Source organism: Neptunomonas marina, assembly GCF_004005935.1.
Lineage (GTDB): Bacteria > Pseudomonadota > Gammaproteobacteria > Pseudomonadales > Balneatricaceae > Neptunomonas > Neptunomonas marina.
On the sequence record NZ_SACQ01000001.1, the window covers coordinates 505,426 to 517,366 of the forward strand.

Here is an 11,941-nt window from a genome sequence, read left to right on the forward strand (position 1 = left end):
TCTCTACAGAGTTGTTTTCTGTTTGGTTCAGCAGACGTTATACTGGTTGTCATTAAGCTGCGATCCACTTACGTTGCCCGAGAAATTCCGAGGTTGTTTCGGGGTAATTGATAGAGCGAACCTCAGGTGCCTACTTAAGCCCTCACATTATGTTCAAACCATTTTCTTTATTCGTTGGTTTACGCTATACCGCTGCCAAGCGAAGCAACAACTTCATCTCATTTATCTCTCTCGTATCAACACTGGGTTTGATGCTAGGTGTAGCCGCCTTAATCGTGGTGCTTTCAGTGATGAATGGTTTTGATCGTGAACTGCGTGGCCGCATACTCGGCATGGTGCCTCATGCAACCATTACCGGCTACAACGAGCCGATAGAGGATTGGCAGACCGCTTCTGAGCGCGTCAAACAAGATGGCCGAGTCATCGGTACGGCGCCGTTTATTCATGCACAGGGGATGCTGACGCACGCGGGGCAGGTGCGTGGTGTGCTCGTTCAGGGGGTAGACCCGCAAGCAGAGGCCAACATCTCCATCGTTGCCGAGAATATGGTGGTAGGTAGCTGGGAGGCACTAGGGGAGCAGCGTTTTGGCATCGTGATGGGGGATCTGTTAGCTCGCTTTTTAGGCGTACAGGTCGGAGATAAAGTCACCCTAGTTTTGCCCGAAGCATCAGTGAGTGTGGCGGGCGTGAACCCGCGTTTAAAGCGTTTTACGGTGGTTGGGCTTTTCTCCGTTGGTGCTGAGCTCGACGCTTCGATTGGTTATATCAACATCAAAGATGCGGCGCGTTTGAAAAGAATTCCCGCGGGCGTTGAGGGGATTCGCGTCTCCTTTGAGAATCTATTCGATGCGCCCCACGCGGTGCGCGAGATTGCACAAAACCTTGATGGCTACTACCTGATCTCCGACTGGACTCGAACCCATGGGAACCTATTCCAAGCGATTCAGATGGAGAAGAAGATGATCGGCTTACTGCTATTTTTGATCGTCTTCGTGGCCGCTTTTAATATCGTTTCTACGTTGGTGATGGTGGTGACCGATAAGAAATCTGATATTGCTATTCTGCGCACATTGGGCGCGACACCCGGTTTGATTATGCGCATTTTTATGGTGCAAGGTATTTTGATAGGTCTTATCGGCACATTGCTCGGTACGCTATTGGGTGTGGTGCTTGCACTGACCGTGAGTGACTTAGTTGCATGGGTCGAACAGCTTTTGGGCATCGAGTTTCTGTCGGCTGATGTGTACTTCATCAACTATCTGCCGTCTCAGCTCAACTGGCCGGATGTGGGTATGATCGCATCGGCGGCGTTAATCATTAGTTTCGTGGCAACGCTCTATCCTGCGTGGCGAGCCTCAAAGACTCAACCTGCGGAGGCGCTACGTTATGAGTAATTCACCGGTTTTAACGTGTTCGGCGGTGGGTAAAACCTATCATGACGCCGGTACTTCACTGGAAGTTCTGGCGAATATCGAGTTCTCGGTCGAAAAAGGGCAGCGCATCGCTATTATCGGTAGCTCAGGAGCGGGAAAGAGTACCTTTCTGAATATCTTGGGTGGTTTAGAAGCCCCCACTACAGGACGCGTTACGGTAGGTGGCGAAGACCTCTACACAACGAATGAGCATGAGCGAGCCCGTATTCGTAATCGGCAGCTAGGATTCGTTTATCAGTTCCATCATCTGCTACCTGAATTCACAGCGCTTGAGAATGTTGCCATGCCCTTGCTGCTGCGCCAGACAGGCTTAACTGATGTAGAAGGCGCTGCGCGCGAAATCCTGAATGCCGTTGGGTTAAGCGAGCGGGTAAAACATAAGCCTGCACAGCTTAGCGGCGGAGAGCGCCAGCGTGTGGCCATAGCACGAGCACTAGTTACACAGCCTGCTTGTGTGTTGATGGATGAGCCCACAGGAAACCTTGATCGCCATACCGCTCAAGATATACAAGCGTTGATTAAACAGCTGAATGCTGAGAGAGGCATCTCGTTCATCATTGTGACGCATGACTTAGAGTTAGCTAAAACGATGGATAAGACATTAGAGTTGCGAGATGGCGGGCTATTTTCGCCGCAATAACGCTATTTCAGGCGTCGGCGCGACCAAGTGCGCCGCACATGCCAGACCCAAAAATAGCTGGTGACAAAGTAGCTGATAACGCCAAACACGACGCCACAAAACACGGAACCTGTCAGAAGTGGCCACCAGATCTGCTCAAGTATGTGGTGCAACTTCTCCAAATCAAAGTCGATATTCATGGGGGGGGTATTCAGGAGATATGAGCCCACCAAATAGGTAAAGTAAAAGATAGGTGGCATTGTTAGGGGATTTGTTAGCCACACGAGTCCGACTGAGATCGGAATATTGCTCCTTATCACCAGTGCCAAGACTGCAGCAATAATCATTTGGAAAGGTACGGGTAGAAACGCACAAAAGATGCCCACCAAAAAAGCGCGCGAAACTGACTTGCGTGTCAAATGCCAAAGGCTAGGGTCGTGCAGACTAGAACCTAACCAGCTGAGATGCTTGTTTTCACGGAGAGAAGACTCATCCGGCAGGTACTTTTTTATAAGCTTGCGGGGCATGATTCCATACTTTGGAAAAATTAATAGGGGTATTATGCACACCGCCAGTTAGATAGCCAACATAGGATCAAGGATGATCGCATATATTGTAGGGATTTTTCTGGTTGGGTTAATGCCGACTCTGGTACCGACCGCGACGCTTCTTTTACTTCTGCCTGCCTCATACCTTATCTGGAACTACTATCCTAAACTCCTGCCGCTATTGCTGGGGATTGCGGTTGCTGTGTGGTTTGGAAATACGCAGCTGGATAGCCGTATTACAGAGTTAGAGGCGGGTAAGCATCACGTGATGGGGAAGGTGTCTTCACCTGTGGTGAATAAAGCCGGTGTGGTTCGCTTTAACCTAGAGGTCTTGCGGTCACATAGCACGCCTAGCTTAGCGAGCCGCAAATTGATGCTGAGCTGGTATCAGCCAGATAGGTCGATTACTCAAAACGACATCATAGCAGGGGAAGTGTCCATCAAGCCGCCGCATGGCTTTGCAAATCCGGGTGGGTTTGATTTCGAGCGGTGGGCGCTAGTCAACGGTATTGATGGCGTCGGCTATCTACGCAATGTCGATTCGGTCATAGAACAACAAGCAGCGCCTTTGGTCTGGATTCGTCAAGCGATCACCGGTTTGCTGCAGCAGCGCTATGGAGAGGCTTCACAGGTCTCGGCAACGGTTATAGCCCTACTCATTGGCGATAAACAGTATTTCAATGAGGCCACTTGGCAAGTGATGCGAGCAACTGGCACCGTGCATCTCGTTGTCGTGAGTGGTTTGCATATCGGGATCTGTGTTGCAGTCGGGTGGTGGTTGGGCCGAGCAGTGCAGAGTCTGCTTATTGTGCTGGGGGTGCGGCGCTTTTATAAACTGCCGGCTGTTACAGCGCTTTTGGTTAGTGGCCTTTATGTCGCTTTGGCAGGCTTCAGCATTCCAACGATAAGGGCATGGGCAATGGCAGCCGTTTTTCTAGGAGGATGGCTGTTAAGTTGGGGCTCGACACTTTGGCGGCGTTTTTGGGCATCTATGGCGGTGGTGCTCTCGATACAGCCGTTAGCCTTTTGGGAAGCAGGTTTTTGGCTATCGTTTTCCGCTGTCGCAATATTGATCTATCTATCCGAGCAGCGTTACGAAAGTCGTTCTCGATGGCTTGCGATGGCATGGAGAAGTCAAGTCGCTATTTTTCTTGTGATCACTCCGTTTCTACTGCACCTATTTGGGGCTCTTACGTTACTGAGCCCTATTGTTAACTTAGCGGCCATTCCTTTTATGATGCTGCTTCTCCCTGCTCTCTTTCTAAGTACCTTTTTAGCGCTAATTGCCGATTTTCCATCGCCTCTGGATTTTGTAGCGAGTGGGCTGGGATTGTTTTGGCAAGCGCTTCACTGGGCTGCAATACAGGGCGAAAAACTGCAGTTTGAAGGGATTTACCTGTCTAAATTCGATGTGGCATTAGCGCTGTTTGGGTCCGCCTTATTGCTGCTCCCGCTTGCCTCGCAGACGCGGTTTATCGGTGTGATCTTCTGGTTTTTAGCACTGCAGCCAAGCAAACCTGCTCCCGTTGAGCGCTTCACAGCAAAGGTCTTCGATGTGGGGCAGGGCACATCAGTTCTCATCACAACATCAGACCATGCTTTATTGTATGACACCGGACGTAGTTACAAGAGTGGCAGTTCGGCCTTCTTGCGCGCGGTATTACCCGGGCTACAAGCCGGTGGCACGCAATCACTTGATAAGTTGGTTATTAGTCATGCGGATAATGATCATGCCGGTGGCGCGCAGCATGTTCTCGATAGTATCTCTGTCGCGAAAATCGAGAGTGGTATGCCAGGCGATATTGGTGTGGCGGCTGTGTCTTGCCATCATGTTCAACCATGGCAATGGAATGGGGTGCAGTTTCGCTATCTGGTGTCTAGTGCTTCGCTAGATAATAACAATGATCGGTCTTGTATTTTGGAAGTGCGCAGTGACACCTGCTCGCTATTATTGACCGGGGATGCGGGTCAAGCGGTCGAGCGTTCATTGATAAACGAGCTCTATCCCTCCGATTGGTTGCTCCTCGGGCATCATGGCAGTAAAACCTCCACGAGCAATGCGTTACTAGATCAGCTCAAGCCCGTGGCAGCGATCGTCAGTGCGGGATATATGAACCCCTATCATCATCCACATCCATCGGTGATGCAGCGAGTGACACAGCGTGAGATTCAGGTATGGCGAACGGATCACCACGGCATGATTACTCTGCGTGATAACGGTGTTGATGGGTGTCTTGCCAGCAGTTGGCGTGAGAGCTGGCCACGTTATTGGTCTATCTCATTCTAATTCCTTCACTATTCCACTTGCTGTGCTAAAGTTACGCATCTTGAAGGGAGGTTAGAACGTGTTTGAGTTGATTGTCTCTGGTGGCTGGCTGATGTTTCCAATTATCGGCTGTTCGGTTTTGTCGTTAGCGATATGCATGGAGCGCCTATGGGAGTTACGGGCTAAGAATATTACTCCGCCCCACCTTACCAAAGAAGTTTGGACGCTGTTGAAGAGCGGTGCCATGACGCCTGAGAAGCTGCGTGAAGTCAAAGATGGTAGCCCACTCGGCCGCATTATCGCTGCAGGGCTTGCTAACGCTCGCCATGGCCGCGAGGTTATGAAAGAGAGTATCCAAGAAGCCGCCACTCAAGTTATCCATGAAATGGAGCGCTTTCTAACAGCCCTAGGTACGATTGCTGCGATTACACCGCTGCTTGGCTTGCTCGGAACCGTCATAGGGATGATTAAAGTTTTTACTGAAATCATGATCCAAGGTACCGGTAACGCTTCGGTTTTAGCGGGTGGTATCTCAGAGGCGTTGATTACCACCGCTTCCGGGTTAGCTGTCGCGATACCAACGCTGATTTTTCACCGCCACTTTTCTCGCCGTGTTGACTCTCTTGTGGTTGAGATGGAGCAGCAAGCCGTTAAGCTGGTGGAAGCTGTGCATGGTGAGCGCGAAGTTGATAATGGCAAGTAGCGGAGAGCGCCTGTGAAGTTCCAAAGACAGCGCCGCGAAGAGGTTAGTGTTAACCTCACTCCCCTAATTGATGTGGTGTTTTTGCTACTGATCTTCTTTATGGTTTCGACCACCTTTACTAAAGAGAGCCATCTTGAGATAGACCTGCCTGAATCCTCGGAAGAGCCCTCTACAGAAGTCGAGCCGCAGACGATCGAGGTGGTCATTAGCGCCGATGGTAACTACAGCGTCAATGAAAAGCCGTTAGTGAATACGCAAGCAGAGACCCTACGACTGGCGATTAAAGAGTTCATTACCACCGAGGGTGAGTTACCACCGCTTGTTATTACTGCGGATGCTAAAACGCCTCACCAGTCAGTGGTGACTGCAATGGATATTTCTGGCCAGCTTGGTTTTGAAAAGCTCAGTATCACCACGACACAAGCGAGCGAGTAAGCGATGCGGGTTTTAGAGCGCGCGTGGTACAGCGGAGCATGCTGGCCGCGGGTGTTACTTCCGCTTGAGTACCTCTTTGTTACGCTGGCCAAGCGTCAGCGCGCTAAGAAGCAGGCTAAGGCTTGGCAAGCGCCTGTTCCAGTGATCGTTGTGGGTAACATTTCGGTGGGCGGTACTGGCAAAACCCCTGTTGTGGTTGCGCTGATTACAATGCTGCGCCAAGCCGGTTATAACCCTGGCGTTGTCAGCCGGGGTTATGGTGCGAAACCTCCGTATGTCCCCTATCGGGTCACAGCCGATTGCACAGCACAAGTCGGGGGCGATGAGCCTACTATGATTGTCCAGCGCACCGATGTTCCCCTTATTATCGACCCTGATCGTCCCGCTGCGTGCCGCGCACTGTTAGAGTCAGCTCAGTGCGATGTGATCATCAGTGATGATGGACTCCAGCATTACGCGTTGCAGCGTGATATTGAGATTGCTGTTGTCGATAGCCAGCGCGGGCTTGGTAATCAGCACTGTCTGCCCGTTGGCCCACTGCGTGAGCCTGCACAGCGGTTAGCGGAGTGTGACTTTATCATCATTAATGGACAGGGAGCTTTTAACTATCCTGAGGCTGCCCGTATGGTGCTCGTGGCTTCAAAGCTCGCTCCGCTCCAAGCAGAGCTGTTACCTGTTAGTGTTGCTGAGTGGGCGGGAAAGTCGGTACATGGCGTTGCCGGGATCGGTAATCCAGAGCGCTTTTTTTTGGCTCTTGAGGCGCTTGGGTTGAAAGTTATCCGCCATAGCTTCCCTGATCATCACCCTTACCGCGATGAAGATATAGCGTTTAATGATGGACTTCCTGTTATCATGACAGAAAAAGATGCGGTCAAGTGTCGGGCGCTTAAACTACCCGAGTCGACCTACTATTTGCCAGTGGATGCGCAGTTTGATAACGGCTTTGAAGCGCATCTGCTTAAACGGCTAACACAGAAGATAAGCGAGAGAGCAAACCATGGATAAAAAGCTATTAGATATACTGGCTTGCCCGGTGTCTAAAGCACCAGTGGAATATAATGCACAGACAAATGAGTTGATTTGCCGCACCAGTGGTCTGGCATACCCCATTCGTGATGATATCCCTGTTATGTTGGAGTCTGAAGCGCGTACTTTAACGACGGAAGAGCGCTTAAAAGAAGATAAGGAAAGCTAATATGGGCTTCAGTGTCATTATTCCTGCACGTTTCGCGTCCACGCGTTTTCCGGGTAAGCCGCTCGCGGATATTAACGGTCAACCTATGATTCAGCACGTTTATAATCGCGCGTGCCAAAGCGAAGCGGAAAGGGTGATTGTCGCGACCGATGATCAGCGTATTGCAGACGTTGCCGATAGTTTTGGCGCTGAAGTGTGCATGACTCGAGAGGGTCACCCCTCTGGTACGGACCGCCTTCAGGAGGTGGTCGCGAAGCTTGGCTACTATGCTGATGATATTGTAGTGAATGTGCAGGGCGATGAGCCACTGATCCCGCCACGGGTTATTAACCAAGTTGCCCACAACTTGAAAGCTGAACCCGAGGCATCGATAGCAACGCTGTCAGAGCCGATCGAAGATATTGATACGCTGTTGAATCCGAATGTGGTGAAAGTCGTCGCGGATGCGCGCGGTATGGCGCTCTATTTTAGTCGCGCGCCGATCCCGTGGCCGCGTGATGCGTTTGCCCAGTCTAAGACCGAAATGCCGGATGGCTTTAACTGGCAGCGTCACATCGGAATCTATGCATATCGTGTGAAAATGCTAAACGAGTTTGTGCGTTGGCAGCCCGCTCCCATTGAGACCACCGAGTCACTAGAGCAATTGCGCGCTATGTGGAACGGTCAGCGTATTCATGTTGCTGTGGCTGATGAATTGCCGCCGCCGGGAGTGGACACTCCGGAGGATTTAGAGCGTTTACGAGCGCTGCTGAAAAAATAGAAAAACGCCCGTTATCGGGCGTTTTTTTTGATATCTGCCTGGGCTTAGCGATGATTTCCGATGGCCGCTACGATGGCGTCACCTAGCTCTTGCGTAGAGGCTATGCCACCCATGTCTCTGGTGAGAGACTCTTGGCGCTGAATCACTTCCTCGATGGCTGCCATCATTACATCGTGCACATCATCGCAACCGAGATGTTGCAGCATCATTGCGCCAGCCCAAACGGTACCGATTGGGTTTGCGATATTTTGCCCTGCAATGTCGGGCGCGGAACCGTGCACCGGCTCGAACATAGATGGGAACGTTTTATCTGGGTTGATGTTGGCCGAGGGCGCGATTGCGATGGTTCCGGTGCACGCGGGCCCAAGGTCAGAGAGGATATCCCCAAACAGATTTGAGCCAACAATGACATCGTAGAACTCTGGCATACGTACGAGGTTGGCACAAAAGATATCAATATGAAAATGATCAACATTTACCTCAGGGTAGTCGGCAGAGATGGCTTCCACGCGGCTATCCCAGTAAGGCATTGAGTGATACAAACCATTCGATTTTGTAGCGGAGCTCAAATGCTTATCACGCTGTTGGGCAAGCTCGAATGCGTACTTGATGATACGGTCAGTCCCCTTACGAGTGAAAACACTCTGCTGAACCACAACTTCATTGTCGCTTCCCGGGTACTGTACGCCGCCAATATTGGAATACTCTCCCTCAACATTTTCGCGCACAACATAGAAGTCGATATCTCCAGGCGCTTTATTGGCCAGTGGCGATGCAAGACCTTCGAATAAGCGTACGGGGCGTAAATTAACGTACTGATCAAACTCGCGACGTATCGGTAAGAGTAGTCCCCATAGCGAGATGTGGTCTGGAACGCCGGGGAAACCTACTGCCCCTAAGTAGATCGCATCGAAGGTTTTGAGAATTTCCAAGCCATTGTCTGGCATCATCTTGCCGGTCTGGTGATAGGTTTCGCAAGACCAGTCGAACCATGTGAAGGTTAGCTGGATACCAAAGGCAGCGGTGGCTGCTTCAAGTGCTTTAATTCCCTCAGGGATAACCTCTTTGCCAATACCGTCACCCGGTATCACAGCAATATTGAACTCGCGCATTTTTGATCCTTTTGTCGATGCCACTATGTGATGTGCTTTAGTTTAATTATCCGTCTGTTATGATGGAGACTCTAAGTGTAATCTCAGAGTTTACGAATCGTGAATCGATTGCCTGCTCTTGAGGACATACGTGTGTTTACGGTGTGTGCTCGTCAACTGAGCTTTAAAAAAGCGGCGGATCTACTGGAAGTGTCCCCAGCTTATATCTCAAAGCGGATTAAGGTGCTCGAAGAGCAGCTAGACTGCCATCTTTTTCATCGTGCAGCGCGTGCTGTAAGCCTAACGCGAGAGGGGAGAGCTGCAGTCGTTCATGCCGAAGCGCTGCTCGATACTGCGCTCGCTATGCAAGGTGCGGTGAATGAAGTGGCACCCGAGGGTAGATATCGAATCAGTTGTAGCAGCGGATTCGGCATGACTTATCTCAACCAGTTTGTACTAGCGCTGCGGGAACAATACCCCAATCTGAGTATTGATCTGGTCTTGATCGATCGGGCCATAGATATCGTTACTGAAGGCATCGATCTCGATATCGCCATCGGTGGCCCTTTGCCGGATAACCATATCGCGCGGCGGATTGGCGTAAACACACGAGTTTTGTGCGCGGCCCCGAGTTATATCTCTTCGCACGGTTTGCCGCAGTCACCTAAAGAGCTTGAGGCTGCCCATACCTGCATTGCGATTCGTGAACGCCAGCATAGCCGTGTGGTTTGGGAGCTTCACCGCGGTGATGAGGTAGTTGCCGTAGAGCCCAGCGGTAAACTCGTTGTTAACCATGGTTACGTTGCAAAAGAGTGGTGCCTCAGTGGTGAAGGGGTCATGCTTCGTTCTATTTGGAATGTGTTTGAGGAGCTCCAGCAGGGTGAGCTGGTGCAGGTAATGCCAGAGTGGTCGCAGCCGGCTGATATTTTTGCGGTGTATGCCAATGAAGCGAGAGCCAATACTGGACTCAAGCTGATTATCGAGAGCTTAGCGACGTTCCTGCAGCAGCGTCTACCGTGTCAACGTTCCTAACCAGGGAGGATATATGCAAGATACAGGCTTTAGTGATCGCCTGCTTAAACTGATTAAAAAGAAAAAAATTAGCCAAACACGTGTTGCTAGCGAATTGGGGTTATCGCGCACAGCCGTCAATAAGTGGACCAAGGGCGGTATGATTGATGATACCAATCTGGAGCGGCTGGCTGAGTTTCTCGACGTGGATATGATCTGGCTAAAGTATGGCCAGCAAGAGAGTAACACTCCTGTATTTTCAGCAAGTCATGAAGGCATAAATGAAGTGCACCTTCAAGATTCGGCAGAGATCGTTTTTTGGGAGTGGGATCTACTGACTGATCGTGTGGTTTACTCCGATAATGTTGAGCGCGTATACGGAATTCGCATCGACAGTAACCAAGACTATTGGCAACTGATGGGCGAGCAAGCTAGAGAGAAGCTTAACGCCGGATACCAGAAGATCATTCAAGAGGGAGGTGCTCATGAAATGGACTTTGCGCTGCAAGTGGGTGGGCAACGCCGCTGGATTACCTCGCGTGCTGCTGGCGTAAAAGGTGAGAACGGAAAGATTACTCGCCTTGTGGGTATTAGCATCGACAATACGGAGCGTAAGCTCGCTGAATTAGCACTCAAGCGTGATCGTGGTTTCTTAAAGCTGCTGTTGTCGCGGATGTCTTCGCTGGTGCTATTCACGGATCAAGCCGGAGAGATCATCGAGACTAACTTAGCAGATAGCCACCAAACGTTCTCGTTTTTAGAGCTACAGTCACTGATCTACAAAGCGGTGATGCAGTATCCCGATCTGTTTGGTGAAACCGCGCAGCAGCCTGCGATGCTGTCGTTTGAAGGGATTGAGATGACGATCCATCGCCATATGCATGACGATGGAAAGTCCTATCTTATGCTCGAAATCGATTAACTACAGATCAAGCACAATACGCTTGCCTTTGGCGCGAGATACGCAAACCATCATCGTCTCTTGCGCCTCCTGCTCCTCGTCATCGAGATAGCTATCACGGTGGTCCGCTTCACCTTCTAAGATGGTTGTCTCGCAAGTGCCGCAGACGCCATTGCGGCATAGGCACTCGACTTTGATGCGGCTGTCCGCCTCAATCGCTTGCAGTATCGACATGTTTTCGCCAACGTCCAAACTAAAGCCGGAGCGTTGGAAGTGCACTTCGAAAGCACCGCCGCTACTCTGTGCTTCGCCAAACAGCTCGTAGTGAGTACGTTCTTCACCCAGAACATTATTGCCGTTGGCAACCACATCATCGATCAATGGCTGTGGGCCGCACACATAGACGTGGCTATTGCCAGCGTTTTTAGCAATCAGGCCCGCAACATCCAAACGTTGGTCAGCCGACTGTTCGTATGTAAAGAGCTTATCGCCAATTCGTGCTTTTAGTTCATCAATGAAGGCTGCATTGGCTGCATCACGAAAACAGTAATGCAGCTCGAAATCGGCACCAAGCAACTCCAACTCATAGAGGTAAGACATGAATGGTGTGATACCGATGCCGCCTGCGATCAGGATATGCTTGCTGTCCTGCTCTTGTGCTAGCGGGAAAAAGTTAGCTGCCTCTGAGACGGTTAGCTGTGTTCCCACGGTGATCCCACTATGCATATAAGCGGAGCCACCTTTCGACTGCACATCAAGAAGCACAGCGATCTCGTAAGTCTTAGGCGACATGGGCGCATTGATCAGTGAATATGAACGGCTAAGCTCGTCGCTCATATCCACTGTAATATGACTACCTGCACTAAACGGAGGTAGTGGCTCAGCGCCAATGGGCGTGAACTCAAACAACTTGATGGTCGGGGTAAGTTGCTCGATGCGACTAACTTCGACGGCCACTTTTTTGTGTGACATTGCAGGT

General features: G+C 50.7%; 13 protein-coding genes. 10 read left to right on the forward strand and 3 right to left on the reverse strand.

Annotation, left to right across the window (positions count from 1 at the left end; all coding sequences use genetic code 11):
• Nucleotides 1-149 precede the first annotated feature (149 nt).
• Nucleotides 150-1,394 carry a lipoprotein-releasing ABC transporter permease subunit gene (locus tag EOE65_RS02345; RefSeq protein ID WP_127692680.1) on the forward strand — a complete coding sequence of 415 codons (1,245 nt, stop codon included), beginning with the start codon at nt 150-152 and terminating at the stop codon, nt 1,392-1,394.
• Nucleotides 1,387-2,073, forward strand: coding sequence for a lipoprotein-releasing ABC transporter ATP-binding protein LolD (lolD, locus tag EOE65_RS02350; RefSeq protein WP_127692681.1), 687 nt, complete (start codon nt 1,387-1,389; stop codon nt 2,071-2,073). Before EOE65_RS02345 ends, lolD begins: the two co-directional genes overlap by 8 nt.
• A gap of 2 nt (nt 2,074-2,075) precedes the next feature.
• Here lolD and EOE65_RS02355 read toward each other — a convergent pair whose 3' ends face one another.
• The gene (locus EOE65_RS02355) at nt 2,076-2,579 is read right to left on the reverse strand and encodes a DUF2062 domain-containing protein (RefSeq protein WP_127692682.1); all 504 of its coding nucleotides are present in this window, start codon (nt 2,577-2,579) and stop codon (nt 2,076-2,078) included.
• 73 nt (nt 2,580-2,652) lie between these two features.
• On the opposite strand from EOE65_RS02355, the gene EOE65_RS02360 reads away from it, so the two are divergent.
• From EOE65_RS02360 to kdsB, 6 genes are read left to right on the forward strand one after another with little or no spacing between them, the layout of a single operon-like run.
• Nucleotides 2,653-4,887 carry a DNA internalization-related competence protein ComEC/Rec2 gene (locus EOE65_RS02360; RefSeq protein ID WP_127692683.1) on the forward strand — a complete coding sequence of 745 codons (2,235 nt, stop codon included), beginning with the start codon at nt 2,653-2,655 and terminating at the stop codon, nt 4,885-4,887.
• Between the two features lie 58 nt (nt 4,888-4,945).
• Nucleotides 4,946-5,569: a MotA/TolQ/ExbB proton channel family protein gene (locus tag EOE65_RS02365; protein ID WP_127692684.1), complete on the forward strand. Its 624-nt coding sequence runs from the start codon at nt 4,946-4,948 to the stop codon at nt 5,567-5,569.
• A 12-nt stretch (nt 5,570-5,581) separates the two neighbouring features.
• Nucleotides 5,582-6,004: an ExbD/TolR family protein gene (locus EOE65_RS02370; RefSeq protein WP_127692685.1), complete on the forward strand. Its 423-nt coding sequence runs from the start codon at nt 5,582-5,584 to the stop codon at nt 6,002-6,004.
• Between the two features lie 3 nt (nt 6,005-6,007).
• A complete protein-coding gene (gene lpxK / locus EOE65_RS02375; RefSeq protein WP_127692686.1) occupies nt 6,008-7,009 on the forward strand; it encodes a tetraacyldisaccharide 4'-kinase in 1,002 nt (333 codons plus the stop codon).
• Nucleotides 7,002-7,199, forward strand: coding sequence for a Trm112 family protein (locus EOE65_RS02380; protein ID WP_127692687.1), 198 nt, complete (start codon nt 7,002-7,004; stop codon nt 7,197-7,199). The genes lpxK and EOE65_RS02380 overlap by 8 nt, the downstream gene beginning before the upstream one ends.
• 1 nt (nt 7,200) lies before the next feature.
• On the forward strand, nt 7,201-7,959 hold the full coding sequence (gene kdsB / locus EOE65_RS02385) for a 3-deoxy-manno-octulosonate cytidylyltransferase (RefSeq protein ID WP_127692688.1): 759 nt from the start codon (nt 7,201-7,203) through the stop codon (nt 7,957-7,959).
• Nucleotides 7,960-8,003: 44 nt separating this feature from the next.
• Here the strand turns inward: kdsB and EOE65_RS02390 are convergent, their stop codons facing one another.
• Complete coding sequence (locus EOE65_RS02390) at nt 8,004-9,071, reverse strand: tartrate dehydrogenase (RefSeq protein ID WP_127692689.1); 1,068 nt, start codon at nt 9,069-9,071, stop codon at nt 8,004-8,006.
• Nucleotides 9,072-9,170: 99 nt separating this feature from the next.
• Here EOE65_RS02390 and EOE65_RS02395 point away from each other — a divergent pair, with 99 nt between their 5' ends.
• Together EOE65_RS02395 and EOE65_RS02400 are read left to right on the forward strand one after the other, a co-directional pair.
• Nucleotides 9,171-10,082 (forward strand): LysR substrate-binding domain-containing protein, encoded by a 912-nt coding sequence (locus tag EOE65_RS02395; RefSeq protein ID WP_127692690.1) that lies wholly within the window; start codon nt 9,171-9,173, stop codon nt 10,080-10,082.
• A 13-nt stretch (nt 10,083-10,095) separates the two neighbouring features.
• Entirely contained in the window at nt 10,096-10,983 is an 888-nt protein-coding gene (locus tag EOE65_RS02400; protein WP_127692691.1) for a helix-turn-helix domain-containing protein, read from the forward strand.
• On the opposite strand, the gene EOE65_RS02405 is transcribed toward EOE65_RS02400, so the two are convergent.
• Entirely contained in the window at nt 10,984-11,934 is a 951-nt protein-coding gene (locus tag EOE65_RS02405) for a PDR/VanB family oxidoreductase (RefSeq protein ID WP_127692692.1), read from the reverse strand. It lies immediately after the preceding gene.
• Between the last annotated feature and the right edge of the window lie 7 nt (nt 11,935-11,941).